Source organism: Pacificimonas sp. ICDLI1SI03 (assembly GCF_054740865.1).
Map to the genome: position 1 here is coordinate 2104929 of NZ_JBSQAU010000001.1, position 16792 is coordinate 2121720.

Annotated in this window: 12 protein-coding genes; 7 read left to right on the plus strand and 5 right to left on the minus strand. The window is 60.4% G+C overall.

Annotation, left to right across the window (positions count from 1 at the left end):
- The first annotated feature begins 3 nt into the window (after positions 1-3).
- The gene (locus tag ACSMXM_RS10225) at positions 4-513 is read left to right on the plus strand and encodes a hypothetical protein (protein ID WP_460315871.1); all 510 of its coding nucleotides are present in this window, start codon (positions 4-6) and stop codon (positions 511-513) included.
- A gap of 101 nt (positions 514-614) precedes the next feature.
- On the opposite strand, the gene ACSMXM_RS10230 is transcribed toward ACSMXM_RS10225, so the two are convergent.
- Positions 615-3863, minus strand: a complete 3249-nt coding sequence (locus tag ACSMXM_RS10230; protein ID WP_460315873.1) for a TonB-dependent receptor domain-containing protein — start codon at positions 3861-3863, stop codon at positions 615-617.
- A 271-nt stretch (positions 3864-4134) separates the two neighbouring features.
- On the opposite strand from ACSMXM_RS10230, the gene ACSMXM_RS10235 reads away from it, so the two are divergent.
- Positions 4135-4914, plus strand: a complete 780-nt coding sequence (locus ACSMXM_RS10235) for a transglutaminase-like domain-containing protein (RefSeq protein WP_460315875.1) — start codon at positions 4135-4137, stop codon at positions 4912-4914.
- A 16-nt stretch (positions 4915-4930) separates the two neighbouring features.
- Here the strand turns inward: ACSMXM_RS10235 and ACSMXM_RS10240 are convergent, their stop codons facing one another.
- The 3 genes from ACSMXM_RS10240 to ACSMXM_RS10250 all read right to left on the minus strand — a co-directional run bounded on the left by ACSMXM_RS10240 (position 4931) and on the right by ACSMXM_RS10250 (position 7926).
- Positions 4931-6418, minus strand: a complete 1488-nt coding sequence (locus ACSMXM_RS10240; protein ID WP_460315876.1) for an alanine/glycine:cation symporter family protein — start codon at positions 6416-6418, stop codon at positions 4931-4933.
- A 78-nt stretch (positions 6419-6496) separates the two neighbouring features.
- A complete protein-coding gene (gene pth, locus ACSMXM_RS10245; protein ID WP_460315878.1) occupies positions 6497-7066 on the minus strand; it encodes an aminoacyl-tRNA hydrolase in 570 nt (189 codons plus the stop codon).
- Between the two features lie 197 nt (positions 7067-7263).
- On the minus strand, positions 7264-7926 hold the full coding sequence (locus tag ACSMXM_RS10250; protein WP_460315879.1) for a 50S ribosomal protein L25/general stress protein Ctc: 663 nt from the start codon (positions 7924-7926) through the stop codon (positions 7264-7266).
- Between the two features lie 306 nt (positions 7927-8232).
- On the opposite strand from ACSMXM_RS10250, the gene ACSMXM_RS10255 reads away from it, so the two are divergent.
- From ACSMXM_RS10255 to ppdK, 4 genes are all read left to right on the plus strand, one after another.
- Positions 8233-9000, plus strand: coding sequence for a PEP-CTERM sorting domain-containing protein (locus ACSMXM_RS10255; protein WP_460315881.1), 768 nt, complete (start codon positions 8233-8235; stop codon positions 8998-9000).
- A gap of 150 nt (positions 9001-9150) precedes the next feature.
- A complete protein-coding gene (locus ACSMXM_RS10260; RefSeq protein WP_460315883.1) occupies positions 9151-10050 on the plus strand; it encodes a glycine--tRNA ligase subunit alpha in 900 nt (299 codons plus the stop codon).
- Entirely contained in the window at positions 10050-12305 is a 2256-nt protein-coding gene (gene glyS, locus ACSMXM_RS10265) for a glycine--tRNA ligase subunit beta (RefSeq protein ID WP_460315885.1), read from the plus strand. The genes ACSMXM_RS10260 and glyS overlap by 1 nt, the downstream gene beginning before the upstream one ends.
- A gap of 41 nt (positions 12306-12346) precedes the next feature.
- Entirely contained in the window at positions 12347-15007 is a 2661-nt protein-coding gene (gene ppdK, locus ACSMXM_RS10270; RefSeq protein WP_460316409.1) for a pyruvate, phosphate dikinase, read from the plus strand.
- A gap of 171 nt (positions 15008-15178) precedes the next feature.
- Here ppdK and ACSMXM_RS10275 read toward each other — a convergent pair whose 3' ends face one another.
- Complete coding sequence (locus tag ACSMXM_RS10275) at positions 15179-16090, minus strand: LysR substrate-binding domain-containing protein (RefSeq protein ID WP_460315886.1); 912 nt, start codon at positions 16088-16090, stop codon at positions 15179-15181.
- 313 nt (positions 16091-16403) lie between these two features.
- Between ACSMXM_RS10275 and ACSMXM_RS10280 the strand changes: the two genes are divergently transcribed.
- Positions 16404-16712 carry a hypothetical protein gene (locus tag ACSMXM_RS10280; protein ID WP_460315887.1) on the plus strand — a complete coding sequence of 103 codons (309 nt, stop codon included), beginning with the start codon at positions 16404-16406 and terminating at the stop codon, positions 16710-16712.
- The last annotated feature ends 80 nt before the right edge of the window (positions 16713-16792 follow it).

Consider the following 16792-nt stretch of genomic DNA (forward strand, 5'->3'; position numbering starts at 1 on the left):
GCGATGACCCCTAGATATGTCCTCATGCTGACGGCGGCGGCAACAACGATGTCTGCGCCATCATTCTCGCAGGTGACGAGCGATTTCGAAGCCTGCGGGGAGATCGCTGCCGATGGCGAGCGTCTTGCCTGTTTCGATACCGCGTTGGCAGGCCTGTCAACGCGTAAGGAGGAGGCGGCGGAACAGAGCAAGGTGCGGGCGACCGAGGCGTTTGGGTTGCGAGAAAACCAAATCGAAGAAGTCGCCGATGTGCCCGATCTCTCAGAGGAGCAGAGGAGCGACCTGATTGAGAGTGGCGTCCTGAACCTGACGGTGCTGGAAACGCTGACCGACCGCGCGGGCAAACGCGTATTTATCTTCGACAATGGCCAGATCTGGCGGGAGACCCGCAGCCAGCTTCGCGGCTCTATAAAAGACGGTCAGCTGGTAGAGATCAGCAAGGGCGGCATCGGCGGATATCGCCTGCGTGTTGAGGGCAGAAACGGCTTCGTCGCCGTGGTGAGGGTGAAATAGCCGGACGTACCGCGCGCTTGATCTATGCCAATAATTTGAAATCAAAAAATGGGGGCGGGATCAAAGATCCCACCCCCATTTTATTGCGGAAGCTCGCCGCTTTAGAAGCGGAAGCGAGCACCGACATAGTAACGGCGACCGAAGATGTCATAGACATCCGCTGCCGTGTCGGACCCGGTAACGTTGAACGTGGTATTCGTGTAAATACCAGGCGCGTCATTATCGAGCAAATTGTCTACGCCGAAGTAAAGTTCCAGTTGCTCGGCCGGTGCAAGCGAAGCCTGCATGTCGAGATAGAACTCAGCGGGAACGGACACACAGCCCGGCTCTGCACCAAAGGCGGCACAGAATTGATCGTCTTCATTCGAGCTGTCGATATAGGTGCCCGTAAAGCCAAGACGGAACAGGTCACTGTCGAACCCGACGGACGCGGTGAAGCGATTGTCGGCCGTGCCGATCTCGCCGTCCTGGGCGTCGGCCGGTTCGCCATCTGCGGGGAAATAATCGTACTTGAACAGGTGCGTGTAAGCGCCCCGAGCATAGATACGACCGCCTTCACGCAGCCCATCGAAGTTGAAGAACATATTCGCCGTCAGATCGAGCCCTTCGGTTTCCAGACGCGCGGCATTGATCTGTAGTGCATTGATAAACTCGATAGAGCCTGCGCTGTTTACCGCAGTGTCTGTCGGACGCCGCGTAACGAGATCGCAGAAGGCTTGGTTGCCGTCGTTGAAGCACTTGTCGAGCGTGAACGCCCGCGGCGGACCGGAAATCACATCATCAATCTGAATGTTGTAATAGTCCGCCGTGAACGTCAGATTTCGCAAAGCATAGATCGAACGCGGCGCGATGACTGCGCCGATCGTATAAGAATCGGCCGTTTCCTCCTGAAGGTCGGGATTGCCGCCATTGAAGCCGCTGATGCCCTGCAAGTCCGACTGGTTCAACGCGAAGGCACCGCCATTGGCAGCGATATTTGCGCTAACGCCGGGGAACGAACGGCAAACATCGCCTAGAGTGCCGCCGCCCGAAGCGCCGACACCCTCACAGGGGTCGGAAAGGCCCGATGGAAAGGTCTGCGACAGCCCAGAGAACAATTCACCGATGTTTGGAGCGCGCACCGCACGGGCATAGGTACCGCGCAGGCGAACCTCATCGATCGGCTGCCAAGTCGCTGTTCCGCTATAGCTGTAGATCGTTCCGATCGTCGAATAGTCAGCGACGCGAACGGCGCCGCCCACCTCTAGCAGTTCGAAGAAAGGCGTATCGGCAAGGATCGGCACGCGAACCTCAGCAAAGCCTTCGATCACGTCAAATGAACCCGATGTATCCGGCAATGCATTACCCGCATTCAGACCTTGATTGGTGAGGGAATCATTATCCTCGGAACTGGATTCTTTACGGTACTCAAAGCCCACGGCAACGCCAAGCGGCCCGGCAGGGAGATCATACAACGAACCGGACAGATTGCCCTGGACGACCTGCTGCGTAATCTTGGTCTGATACGTACCCTGCGCGTCAATATATGCGACCGCTTCAGGGCTGATAGCACCGGCACCAAAGAGATTGATTGGTACACAACCATTAGCGCGGGCCTCAGCATCTATACAGATAACGTCGTCGGTGCTGCCATTGCCGTTTTCGTCGTCGAAATCCTGGCGGGCCTCAAGCGCGTTACGGAAATTAACGACGTTGACCTGTCCCTGAGAAACTTGGTTCTCGAGGGTTTGACCAAAGTTATAGCTAAGATCCCACATGAAGCGGTCTTCGAACAGTTGCCCATCCAGACCCACCACAAAACGGTAGAAGTCACGCTCGGTGGTGCCGCTGCGTGGGCCAAACTCAGTTAGGCGTCGTGCGAAACCATAATCACGCAATCCATCTCCATTCTGGTCCGTTGCAGCAGCCACGATACGGTCCGGGATAAGCGGATTTATGACGACTGAACCTTCGCCTGGCGAAACCACTCCATCGCCATTTTGGTCACTTTGAACAAAGTTCTCAATCGGCGCTACGCCAGCAGTCGGATAGATGCCGGTCGTACCACCCGACTCAAGTGCGAATGGTTCAATTATGCGCGATGCAGATGTCCGGCTAAACGTACCTTCGAAGAACGAGTTGATGCTGTCGCTGATTTCGTAGCTACCACGGGTTGCGAAGAGAAACCGCTTGACCGGGGTGGCCAAGGTACGGAACGCCTGCCTGTTAAAGCCGTCTGGACCGATTGCCTGACCGGCGAATTCCTCGCAACCGCGGTTTCCAATTTGGCTGTCAAATGGTCCATTTGCGGGCCCCGTTCCGCCATTCGTCGCAGAGCACGGACGAAGAGCACCAGAAGCGTCATAGGTGAATTGCCGAGATTCATTCACCGCTATCCCAGCAAAACCGGGAGCGGTCGGATCTTGGACATCAAGCACCATGTCATCTGCATCAATGAACTGGCCAGCCGTATTTCGCCGGAAAGTATTCCGCACGTCACCAACAATAAAACGCCCCTGCGGAGGGAAGCTGGAAAAGAACGGCTCAGTAATAGTGCCGTAATCGGCCAAATCGCCTGTCAGTACGGAATTGTCAGAATCATCGAGCGCCGTATTCGAACGCTCGCGCGACAGCAGGCCCGTTTCGTTGGAATAGCCAACGTGCGCCATGATATTGCCGCGGCCATCGGAGAAATTCGCGCCGGTGGTCAGATTCGCCTGGTAGCGCTGATCATCGCCACGCTCGGTGATGCCATACTGGATGTTGGCGTCGAGGCCTTCGAAATCCTGCTTGTAGATGAAGTTAACGACACCAGCGACAGCGTCCGAACCATAGAGGGACGATGCACCACCGGTCAGAATGTCCACGCGCTCAAGGAACTGCGTCGGAATCACGTTCAAGTCGACGGTCGAAGAACCGGGAAGACCGGCGACAACACGGCGGCCATTGATCAGAACCAGCGTACGATCCGATCCCAGGTCGCGAAGGTCGACCGAGGCAACACCCGTACCCGAGGTAAGAAACGCAGAGTTCGTGCGGCTGAGCGCCGGTGTACCGAATACCGGATTTTCAAGCAGAATGTCCTGCACGTTCGTGACACCCGCATCCTGAATCGCCTGATCGTTCAGGATCTGCAGGGGCGCAGCAGACTCGACTGTGGGCGAAGCGATACGCGAGCCGGTGACGACGATCGTCTCTGGCGTTACCTGCTCGTCCATGCCGCCTGGCTCGACGCAGTTTGGATCGTTATTAGGATTGCCTGGTTCGCAGGCCGTGGGTTGGCCCTGCGCCATTGCAGGAGCGGCGAAAGCAACGGCGGCTACGAGTGCCGAGCTGCTGAACAGCGCTGTACGAAAAATTGATTTGGTCATGTCCTGTTCCCTTTGTTGGACCATGAATTTCTTGAAGGTCGACAGCCGTTTCGATTCCGCAATCAAGTAAATCTAGATCAAGATTTGCCGTGAACAGGTTCTTAGTGCTGCAGCCCGAGCCCTTTTGGGCATGACTTAGTTTTTAGGGGCGGGTTTCTAAGGCTGTAAAGTATTGGTAAGCGAAAGCGTGATTATCGTGCACTGACTGTGTTTTTACCGCAACACTAACCAATTTGGGGAACGACAACCCCTAGTGAGAACTTTCTCTATTATGAAAATAAACATTAATGTTCACTTGGACTATTCGCTGGCGGGTCCGTCCGACATTTTGCTGCAGATCGAGGCCGCGGCGATGCCGGACCAAAAGGTCGAGGCGGCGCATATCTTCGTACCAGGCGAGGGGCATTTCGCACGCGTGCCGGGCGAGGAATATATCGGCGAACGGATATGGATCCGCCGCGACGAGCGGTTCACGGCCGATTACAGCGCGACTGTTTCCATCGACCGACCGGTCGGCGACTGTTCCCGGCTGGCCCAGGTTCCGGTCCACCTGCTGCCCGGCGACGTCATCAAATATCTGATGGGATCGCGCTATTGCCCGGCCAATCAGTTTCAGAGCTTTGTCGAAACCGAATTTGGCAAACTGTCCGGTGGCGCGCGAATCATGGCCCTGCGCGACTGGATCGAACGAAAATTCGCCTACACTCCGGGATCAAGCAACGCTGACACCACTGCGCTCGACACATTTGTGAAGCGGCAGGGGATTTGCCGCGACTATGCCCATGTCCTGGTCACGCTGGCCCGCGCCAGCGGCATCCCGGCGCGCGCCGCGAGTGTCTATGCCGTCGGGGTCGAGCCGCAGGATTTCCATGCCGTCGCCGAAGTCTTTTTGGATGGCGAATGGCACTTGGTCGACCCCACCGGCATGGCGCCTGTCGACGGCATCGCCCGGATCGGCGTCGGCCGCGATGCGGCGGACATCAGCTTTATGACCATCTACGGCGCCGCGACGCTGGAGGCGCAAACCGTGGAAGTCGAAAAGGTCGAATAATCGACGCGACCTGCCACTAGGTCCTCTTTTCCAGTTCGTGAGTCTTCCCTGCGCGGCGATCGCCGCGAGCGAGGGCGAAGACCACGCTGGAGAGGGCAGCGAGCGCGATCAGGTTCGGCAGCGCCATGGCCGCATTCGAAATATCGCCCAACCTCCATACCAGTTCCAGATCGGCCGACGCGCCAATGAAGATGGCGACGCACCAGAGGACACGCCACAATATGTGAAGCACCCGCTCGCCACGCGCAGTGGCACCGGGGGTACGGTCATAGAGAAAGGTGATCGCCCGCTCTCCATAATAGCTCCAGGTCAGAAGCGTCGTAAACACGAACAGGATAAGCGCGATGCTGGCGATCATCGTGCCGATTGGGATCCCTGCAAACTGAAATGGGAAAGCCGCGCCGAACGCGCCGGACGTCATGGCAAAACCGTTCAGGTCCGACTGCCAGGCATGGGCGACGGCCTGACCATTGCCTATGAAATCGCCCTCCACCGTCAGGATGACGAGCGCGGTCATCGTGCAGATGACGATGGTGTCGATGAAGGTGCCGAGCATCGCCATGCGGCCCTGCTGCGCCGGGTCGTCGGTTTGCGCCACGGCATGGGCGATCGGCGTCGAGCCCTGCCCGCTCTCGTTGGAGAACAGACCGCGCGCCACCCCGGCGCGTATGGCGATGATGACGGCGGCGCCCAGAAATCCGCCCGACGCGGACTGTACGTTGAAGGCGCCGGAGAAAATGCGACCGAACGTCTCTGGAATATCCTGAATATCCAGCAGGATCGCGATCAGCGCCATAACGAGGTACGCCGCGGCCATGAAGGGGACGACCTTCTCCGCTACCGCGCCGATTGATTTGATGCCGCCAATGATGACGATGAACACCAGGATCGCGACGATCAGCCCGCCAATCCATTCCTCCAGCCCGAACAGCTCCGTCATCGAATCCGCGACTGCGTTCGACTGAATGGAATTGCCGGTGACCAGCGCGGAAAACAGCGTGCCGATGCAGAACAGGACGGCCAGCCAGGTCCATTTCTTGCCAAGCCCCATCATGATGTAGGTCATGGGACCACCGCGAAAGGTGCCATCCGCCGCCTGCTCGCGAAACCGAATGGCAAGGGAGCCTTCCGCAAAGGCAAGTGCCATGCCGAACAGCGCGGTGATCCACATCCAGAAGATGGCGCCGGGACCGCCGAGCGTCAGCGCAGTGGCAACACCCGCAAGATTGCCGGTACCGACCTGCCCGGACAGCGCCGTCGACAGGGCCGCGAACGGAGAAATCTCGCCCGCCCCCTGCCCCTTGCGGCTGGCAAACAGGCCCTTGATCGCGCTGCCGAGCTTCAGGATCGGATAGAAGCGCAGACCCACCATGATGTAGAGGCCGATGCCCAGAAGGATGATAACCATGGGAGGCATGGGCAGGACTTCATTGCCGTTCCAGGTGCCGACCCAGATGAAGTCACTGATATTGGTGACGCGTTCGATCAGACTCATGACGCGCATGTCCCCCATTTTGCACAAATTCGTCCGGGTCGGGGTTAAGCCGTCGGACGCGGATGTCTAGGGCGTTTCCCCTACGCGCTATCTCTGCTGGCGCAGCGCGACATCGGACATGAAACGCGCATCGTCCCCGCCGACAAGGCGTTCGGCCTCTATGGAGACGGCGTTAAGCAGTTCCACGAGGTCGTCGGTCTCCGCCTTCGCGAAATTGCCCAGTACATGGCCGGTTACGCGATCCTTGTGCCCCGGATGACCGATGCCCAGACGGACCCGCCTGAATTCAGGCCCGATATGCTGAATGGTGGAGCGGATGCCATTATGCCCGGCCGCTCCGCCGCCGCGCTTTACCTTCACCTTGAAGGGGGCAAGATCGAGTTCGTCGTAAAGGACGGTCACATCCTCTGGCGCCGATTTGTAAAAGCGCATTGCCTCACCGATGGAGCGGCCGCTTTCGTTCATGAAAGTCTGCGGTTTCAGCAGCAGCAGCTTTTCCGCGCCCATGCGACCGGCCGACACCAGCCCGCCAAAACTGTTGACCCAGGGACCAAAGCCATGACGATCATGAATCGCATCAACGGCCATGAAACCGATATTATGGCGATGAAGCGCATATTTTGCGCCGGGATTTCCCAAACCCGCGAAGATTTGCATCGATAATCCCCTCGGCGTTTCGCCAGTCGATAGCTTCGCGATCCGACATTAGGCAGCCACGGCAAGGACCGGCAATCCGGTCCAGGCATGGGTCAGGCAGACAATCCCGCAGCGCTACTGAAAAATCCAGGCGCCAACTGCCGGATGGCAGCGAAGATTTCAGGGCATCCCCGCCGTGGGGATGCCCTGAAACAGGACTATTCGCCCTCTTCCTCGGTCTGCTCGGTGCTCGGTACAGCGTCCGCTGCGGGAGCCTCGTCCTCCTCGGCCTCATCGTCCTGCGAACGAAGCGCGGACGGCGCCACGATGGTGGCGACGGTGAAGTCGTGGTCGCCATAATCGACCTCGACGCCTTCCGGCAGAGCAACCTGGCTGATGTGGATCGAATCACCGACCTCAAGTCCGGCAAGCGAAGCAACCAGTTCCGACGGGATAAGCGACGGACGGCAGGAGACCTCGATCTCGTGCCGGACGATGTTCAGAACGCCGCCGCGCTTCAGGCCCGGGCTCGCTTCTTCGTCCGTGAAGTGCATGGGCACTTCGACGTCGATCTTCTGGCCCTTTGCCAGGCGCAGGAAATCGACATGGATGGGACGGCCGCTGACGGGATGGAACTGCACGTCCTTCGGCAGGGTGCGATGGCTGTCGCCGCCTTCGACCTCGACCTGAACAACGCTCGACATCATATGGCCCGTATTCAGCAGCTTGCGGAGGAGCTTCTCCTCCACATGGACGCTGAGAGCTTCCTTCTTGTCGCCATAAATTACTGCGGGGACACGCCCCTCACGCCGGATCGCGCGGGAGGCTCCCTTGCCCGCCTTTTCGCGCACCTGCGCCGCGATGGTCATCGCTTCGCTCATGTCATTTCTCCAAACACAAAAGCCCCGCTCTAACGCAGCCCTCCAGGGTGGCGGCGTCGCAGGGTTGTCGGTCCCGTAGCGGCGGAGACACGATTCTGCAAGCCGGGCGCTCACGCCATAGAAGCCCGCGACTGTCGGATTTTTTTACACATTAGAATCCGGGCCGACCCATTAAGGTTAAATAAGTAATACCACATAATGCTTTGACAGAGTTGGCATGGCGTTTGCTTCTTCATCCCTGCGAGGTGCGTAACCACCTACTGCCCCTGTTGCGTTCCGGGCTCCCTGCTCAAAAAGGAACCAAATATGAAAATCGCAATGATGACGGCGACAGCTGCTCTTCTGGCTACTCCGGCGCTTGCCGCGCCTGTCGACTTGTCCACTTGGACGGATGAAACACTCAACAATAGCGGTTCGAACTGGACTGTTCAGGGCGTCGGAAACGACACCGTGTTCCAGTCAGTTAACGGCAACCCAACTGTCTTTTTCGAAGCGGGCGCGAACGATCAAGGCACATCCCTGAGCGGTCAGATTACCGTCGAGACGTCGGGCGACGACGACTTCATAGGCTTTGTTCTGGGCTATCAGCCCGGCGAACTGAACAGCGCTTCCGCCGACTTTCTTCTGATCGACTGGAAGCAGAACGACCAGTCGCCCGCTGTGGACGGTCTCGCAATTTCACGAGTGACAGGAGACGCGGGGGCAACCCCCGAAGACGATTATTGGGACCATTCCGGTGTCGTTCAGGAGCTTCAGCGTGGTTCCACGCTCGGCAGTACCGGCTGGCTCGACAACACCACATACACCTTCGATCTGGAGTTCACCTCCTCTCTGATCCGGGTCTTCGTAGATGGCGGCCTGGAGCTCAGCCTGACGGCCGCGCAGGCCGGACTCGGTTCCTTCGGTGACGGCTCCTTTGGCTTCTACAATTACAGCCAAAGCAGCGTCCGCTATGCCGGCATTACGGAGGATATCGTTCCCGATCCCGATCCCACGCCAGTGCCCGCGCCGGGTGCACTGGGCCTGATCGGCCTCGGCATTCTCGGCCTCGGGGCGCTGCGCCGCCGCCGCTAACAGCCGGACATGTCCGCTCTTGGGGCGCTCCGCATCGCGGGGCGCCCCACTTTGTTTCAGCCCTCCCGCATTTCGGACAAACGGATTGTCCGCCGTCCCTGCCGAGTCCAGTTGAACGCGCCCGCTACCGCCTCTAGAGGCAGCCCTGTCATGCCAACGCCAGAAAACCCCCTGTCCTTTCAGGACATCATCCTGACGCTGCAACGCTATTGGGCGGATCGCGGATGCGTGATCCTGCAGCCTTATGACAAGGAAATGGGTGCCGGGACGTTTCACCCGGCAACCACGCTGCGCGCGCTGGGACCGGACACGTGGAACGCCGCCTATGTGCAGCCGTGCCGCCGCCCGACCGATGGCCGCTATGGCGAGAACCCCAACCGGCTGCAGCATTATTACCAGTTTCAGGTCATCCTGAAGCCCAGTCCCGCCGATCTGCAGGACCTGTATCTGGGCAGCCTGCAGGCCATCGGCATCGATCTGAATGCGCACGACATTCGTTTCGTTGAAGATGATTGGGAATCGCCGACGCTGGGCGCCTGGGGCTTAGGCTGGGAAGTCTGGTGCGATGGCATGGAGGTGACGCAGTTCACCTATTTCCAGCAGGTCGGCGGCTATGATTGCAAGCCGGTGGCGGGCGAATTGACCTACGGTCTGGAGCGGCTGGCGACCTATATTCAGGGCAAGGACAGCGTCTACGATCTGGACTTCAACGGAGCGGGCGTCACCTATCGCGACGTATTCATGGCGAACGAGCAGCAGCAGTCCGCCTATAATTTCGAACATGCGACGGTCGAAAAGCTGTTCAGGGAGTTCACCAACGCGCAGGAAGAAAGCGCCAAGCTGATCGACGCGAACTTGCCGCTGCCCGCCTATGACCAGACGATCGCCGCCAGCCATCTGTTCAATCTGCTGGATGCGCGCGGGGTGATCTCCGTGGCGGAGCGGCAGGCCTATATCGGCCGCATTCGCGATCTGGCCAAGGGTGCCTGCACCAGCTGGATGCAGGTCAATGGCTGGCTGTCCGCTGCAGACGCGGAGTCACGCGCATAATGGCCGATTTCCTGCTTGAACTGCGCAGCGAGGAAATCCCCGCCCGGATGCAGCAAAAGGCCTGCGCCGACCTGGAGCGCCTGTTCGCAGCCGCGCTGGCCGATGCCGGTGTCGAGGCAGCGAGTCTGACGACCCACGCCACGCCGCGCCGCCTTGCGCTGATCGCCCGCGGCCTGCCCGCCGAAACGGCAGCAGTATCGGAGGAGCGGCGCGGTCCGCGCACCGACGCACCGGACAAGGCGCTGGAGGGTTTCCTGCGTTCGACCGGCCTGACGCGCGATGACCTCGAAGCGCGCGAGGAGAAGAAGGGCAGCTTCTGGTACGCAAGGATCGAAACGCCGGGACGCGACATGGCGACGATCCTGGCGCAGGCAGTGCCGGACATCGTCCGCAATTTTCCCTGGCCGAAGTCCATGCGCTGGGGCGCGGCCAGTGCAGAGGCGGAACCCGTGCGCTGGGTGCGTCCATTGCAGGGCATCATTGCGTTGCTGGACGGCAAGGTAGTGCCATTCGAAATTGCGGGAATCGCCAGCGGTCGCACAACGCGCGGTCATAGGTTCATGTCATCCGGCGACTTCGAAATTGCGGATGCGGACGATTATGCAAACCGCCTGGCCGCCGCCCATGTGATCCTGTCAGCCGACGAGCGGCAGGATGCCATTTTTGCCGGCGCCACCGAAGCCGCCGAAGAAGCGGGCCTCAAACTGATCGAGGACGCGGAACTGCTGGCCGAAAATGCCGGGCTGACCGAATGGCCGGTGCCGCTGCTTGGCCGGTTCGACGAGGAATTTCTGCAGCTGCCGCCAGAGGTGATCCAGCTGGCGATGAAGACGCACCAGAAATATTTCGCCGTCGCCGACGCGGACGGAACGCTGACCAATGCCTTTGTCTGCACCGCCAATATCGAGGCTGCCGATAATGGCCGCAGGATCGTCGCGGGAAATGAGAAGGTCCTGGCGGCGCGCCTGTCGGATGCGCGGTTCTTCTGGGACCAGGATCGCAAGACGCGGCTGGAGCAGCATGCCGAAAGGCTGAAGGACATCGTCTTTCACGAAAAGCTAGGGACGGTGGCGGACAAGGTCGAGCGTGTCGCCCGGCTCGCGCGCTGGCTGGTTGAGGAAGGCGTTATCGCCCCTACCGGCGAGGACGCCGTTGCCCGTCTGGCCGATCAGGCCGAGCGCGCCGCGCGCCTGGCCAAGGCCGACCTGGTCGCCGGCATGGTGTACGAGTTCCCCGAATTGCAGGGGATCATGGGCGGCTATTATGCCCGCGCGCAGGGCGAGGATGATGCCGTCGCAGACGCCGTAAGGGACCATTACAAGCCGGTCGGGCAGAGCGATGACGTGCCGACGGCGCCGGTAACGGTGGCGGTTTCGCTGGCGGATAAGTTCGATACCCTGCATTCGTTCCTATACAATGATATGGGACCGACTGGGTCGAAGGACCCTTTTGCCTTGAGACGGGCAGCACTGGCGGTGGTGCGACTTGTGCTTACCGCTCGTCTTCGTCTGCCGCTGGTGGGCTTCGCTAGGCTTGCTACTTCCGAGTTGCGGGCCTCGTCGGAGAAGAACCGAGTGGGAAGCAGCGCTTTTGGTCGAGCGCTTATCGATGACCCGACGTTTGGCAGCATAGATGTGCGAATTCGGGCTCTTCTCGACTTCTTCGCCGACCGGCTGAAGGTTCAGCAGCGCGAGGCTGGCGTTCGCCACGACCTGATCGATGCGGTATTCGCGCTGGGCGGAGAGGATGACATTGTTCGTCTGCTGGCGCGCGTAAAAGCGCTGCAGGCGTTCATGGACACGCCGGAGGGGCCAGCGCTGCTGGCCGGGTACAAGCGCGCGGCGAATATCCTGAAGAAGGAAAAATGGACCGCGCGCGAACGGACCGACATTCCGGAAACGGGCGAGGAAGATCCGCTGGTGCTGGTCGACGACCCTGCCATGAAGGATGTCGTCGCCGCCATGGTGGAGGAACGTGCGCACCATCATCTGGGCTATGATGCCGAACCTGCGGAGGCCGATTTGATCGCGGCGCTCGACAAGGCCGAGCCGTCCGCGCGGAAGGCAGTGGACGAGGAACGGTTCGAGGATGCGATGGCGGCGCTTGCGGCATTGCGGGTACCGATCGACGCGTTTTTCGATCAAGTGACGGTAAACGACGAGGATGCACAGAAGCGGGATGCCCGCCTCGCCCTGCTGGCGCGTGTACGGGATGCGGTGCACAGGGTAGCAGATTTTTCACAGATCGAAGGTTGATGACCCTGCCCGGGGCACCGGGCGCGGAAAGAGGAATGACGATGACGAAATGGGTGTACAGATTCGGCGGCGGTGTTTCCGACGGCGGCAAGGGCGACAAGAACCTGCTGGGTGGCAAGGGGGCGAATCTGGCTGAAATGGCCTCCATCGGCCTGCCGGTGCCGCCGGGATTCACCATCACCACCGAAATGTGCACTGCCTTTTACGATAATGGCGAGCAGTTTCCCGAGGAGCTGACGTCCGAAGTGCAGTCCGGCCTTGGCCATATCGAGAAGATTACCGGCAAGACCTTTGGCGCATCGCAGCAGCCTTTGCTCGTTTCCGTTCGTTCCGGCGCGCGCGCGTCCATGCCCGGTATGATGGACACGGTCCTGAACCTGGGCCTGAACGACGACACGGTCGAGGCGCTGGCGCGGGAATCGGGCGATGAACGTTTTGCCTGGGATTCCTATCGCCGCTTCATCCAGATGTATTCCGACGTCGTCCTGGGCCTCGACCATTATGTTTTCGAGGATGCGCTGGAAATCGCCAAGGAAGACAAGGGCGTCGCGCTCGATACCGAAATGACCGCGGACGACTGGCGGGCGCTGGTCGCGATTTTCAAGGCCAAGGTCGAGGAGGAACTGGGCCGGCCCTTCCCGCAGGATCCGCAGGATCAATTATGGGGCGGCATCCGTGCCGTGTTCGCCAGCTGGCAAACCGAGCGCGCCAAGGTCTATCGCCGCCTGAACGACATCCCGGCCAGTTGGGGTACGGCCGTCAACGTTCAGGCGATGGTGTTCGGCAATATGGGCGATACGTCCGCGACCGGTGTCGCGTTCACCCGCGATCCGTCCACCGGCAATAATGCCTATTATGGCGAATTCCTGATCAATGCGCAGGGCGAGGACGTTGTCGCCGGCATCCGCACGCCGCAATATCTGACCCGCGAGGCGCGCGAGGCTGTGAAAGCCTCCAAACCCTCGATGGAAGAGGCGATGCCGGAGGTCTATGCCGAGTTGGCCGCGACGTTCCAGAAGCTGGAGGCGCATTATGCCGACATGCAGGACATCGAGTTTACCGTCGAGCAGGGCAAATTGTGGCTGCTACAGACCCGCAATGGCAAGCGCACGGCAAAGGCGGCGCTGAAAATTGCCGTCGACATGGTCGCCGACGGTCTGATTTCCGAAGAAGAGGCAGTGCGCCGCGTCGAGCCGCAGGCACTCGACCAGCTATTGCACCCAACGCTTGATCCGGACGCGAAGCGCGATGTGCTGACGGTTGGTTTGCCCGCATCGCCCGGCGCGGCCTCAGGCGTCATTGCCTTTACCGCTGACGAAGCGGAACGCCGGGCGCAGCTGGGCGACGACGTGCTGCTGGTGCGTGTCGAAACCAGCCCGGAGGACATTCACGGCATGCATGCGGCGCGCGGCATCCTGACTGCACGCGGTGGCATGACCAGCCATGCGGCCGTCGTGGCGCGCGGTATGGGCCGCCCCTGCGTATCGGGCGCTGGCGCGCTTTCCATCGACCGCGACAGCCAGACCCTGACCGTCGCCGGGCGCAGCTTCAAGGAAGGCGATCGCCTGACCATCGACGGCGGTACGGGCGAAGTGATGGCGGGTGAGGTCGCGACCGTGCAGCCGGAACTGTCCGGCGATTTCGCAGCTTTGATGGAGTGGGCGGACAAGGTGCGCCGCATGGCCGTACGCACCAACGCGGAAACACCAGCGGATTGCCGCGCAGCGCGGGAGTTCGGCGCCGAAGGCATCGGCCTTTGCCGGACGGAGCACATGTTCTTCGATGCGGACCGGATTACGTCCGTTCGTCAGATGATCCTGTCCGACGACGAGGGCGGTCGGCGCGAGGCGCTGGCCAAGCTGCTGCCAGAGCAGCGGTCCGATTTTGCCGAGATATTCCGCATCATGGCGGGTCTGCCGGTAACGATACGATTGCTCGATCCGCCGCTGCACGAATTCATGCCGCAGCGGGAATCGGACTATGACGATGTCGCGCGGGCATCCGGCACCTCGGTCGACAGGCTGAAGCGCCGCGCGGCGGAGCTGCACGAATTCAACCCGATGCTGGGGCATCGCGGTGTGCGCCTGGGTGTCACCTATCCGGAAATCTACGAAATGCAGGCGCGCGCCATTTTCGAGGCGGCGCTGGACGTGCAGGCCGAAAGCGAGGCACCGCTGCCAGAGATCATGGTGCCGCTGGTAATGGGCGCGCCGGAGCTGCTGCAGATTCGTACGCTGATCGACCGGGTCGCGGAGCAGGTATTTACAGAGCGTGGCGAGAAAATCGCCTATCTGGTCGGCACGATGATCGAATTGCCGCGTGCCGCCCTGCGTGCAGGCGACATCGCCGAACATGCCGACTTTTTCTCTTTCGGCACGAACGATTTGACGCAAACCACGCTTGGTATCAGCCGCGACGACGCCGCCCGTTTCCTGGGCGAATATGTCGACAAGGGACTATTGCCAAAGGATCCGTTCGTATCGCTGGATGAAACCGGGGTCGGCGAACTCGTCGAGATGGCAGTAGAGCGCGGGCGCGCAACCCGTCCCGACATAAAGCTGGGCATTTGCGGCGAACATGGCGGCGATCCCGCCAGTGTGCATTTTTGCGAGAAAGCTGGCCTCGCTTACGTCAGCTGCTCCCCCTATCGGGTGCCGATCGCCCGGCTGGCCGCAGCGCAGGCAGCGCTGGCTCGTCAATAATGCAATGAAGCGATGGCCGTTGCAATTATTGCAATCGCCATCGCTTTCTTCGCAATTGCAGCATTTCTTGTGCGGTGCAATAAAGACTCAGCCTTAACGGGCGATCCTCCCCAAGGATTGACTTGGCCGGCCCTTTTCGAAGGGCTGGCCATTTTTTTGTTGGCCGGTCGCTTATTGGGGCAGTGCGGCGGCGGTCTTCGCTTCGTCCCGGGCCGCCTCGGCAAGAATCCAGTCGCGAAACCAGCGCAGGGCACGTGTGCTGCCGCCCGCCGATTTCGTCGCAAGATAATAGCTATAGGGGGTTGGCGCCCGCTCCCCAAAGGGCCGCACCAGACGCGCCACGCCGGGGTAGAAGGCGACCATATCCTCCAGCACCAGGGCGATGCCAAGGCCGCTTTCGGCCGCCGCGACCATCAGCGGGCCATCGTCATAATATTCGATCCGCCGGGGCGCGATGTCGGTCATTCCTACCGTGGCAAGCCATGAGGGCAGCACCTGCGGCAGTCCGCGATGCAGCAGCAAAGGCAGACGCGAAAGCGACGCGCGAACACCTGAACGCGGATCGACGATGCCGGGGGCGGCAACCGCGAAAGCCCGTTGCGGCTTCAGTTCGCGCATATCGAGATTATGCTGCTTCTCCTCGGCAAACAGGATGATCGCATCCAGGCTCATGCCGAGTTTGGCTATGGGCGAGCCCGAGGAATCGAGATTCAGGGCAACGTCCGGGTGCAAATCGCGAAAGCGCTGCAGCCGGGGAATCAACCAGGCGCTGGCAAAGGACGGCGGAACCCCGATGTTCAGGCTGTCCTCATGCTCGACACGCAGATCCTCAAGAATGGCATGCAAGCCATCGAACAGTGGGTTCACGGCATCCAGCAGGCGCATGCCCGCATCCGTCAGGCGGAGTTCATGGTGTCGACGCTCGAACAGGGCCATGCCGACATGCGTCTCCAAGGTCTGGATGCGGCGGCTGAGCGCGGAAATGGATAGATTAAGATCTTCCGAGGCAGCCTTCAGCGTGCCGCCGCCCTGGGCAACGGCAAGAAACGCTTCGAGGGCCCCCGTGGGGGGAAGACGGCGCATAAGAACCTTTCCAAAAAATCAGTGGGCGTACGGGGCGGCTGCGGCCGGAGCCATCGGTACGAACGAACCTTGGCGCACATTGTAGCACGATTGCCGCAGTGCAGCACGGAGAAAGCAGATGCCTCTCGCCCCGGCTTTGCAGACACCTCGACTTCCATGACTAGGTTATTCTTCCTGAATAAAAACTTAGCTTGCTTGCGAAAACTGCAAATCCGCTTGCAGCCGCTGCGATGGCAACGGTGAAAAATCTCCGTCATGTTGCACTGCACAATAGAGGAGGGAAACTCCCTTTCTTTCAAACAGGAGTAGGCACATGATCAAAATCCGCACCTTCGCCGTCCTCGGAGCGGCCTTTCTCTCAACGGTATCCTTCGCGCAGAGCGCACCGGGCGGAAGCCGAATCAACTTTACCGAAGAGGCCACCGGGTACGAAGTTGACGGCCACAGGCACCCGAGCGGACGCCTATGCCTGACGGGCCAGCATCCCGAAACTGGCGAAACATTCAAGCTGCGGGTTTCCTCATCCGGGTTCGTTCGCGGTACCTTCGCCGGGCGGGAGGTTTCCTATCGCATGAACAACAGGGAAACCCAGCAAAATGCGCTGATCGCAATGCGTGACTAGGGCCTGGCCATCCCCTGCGCTGTCATCGTTGCAGGGGACACGGGGGGCATAGCGGCGGGTGACGTGGCGGCGGCGGTCTG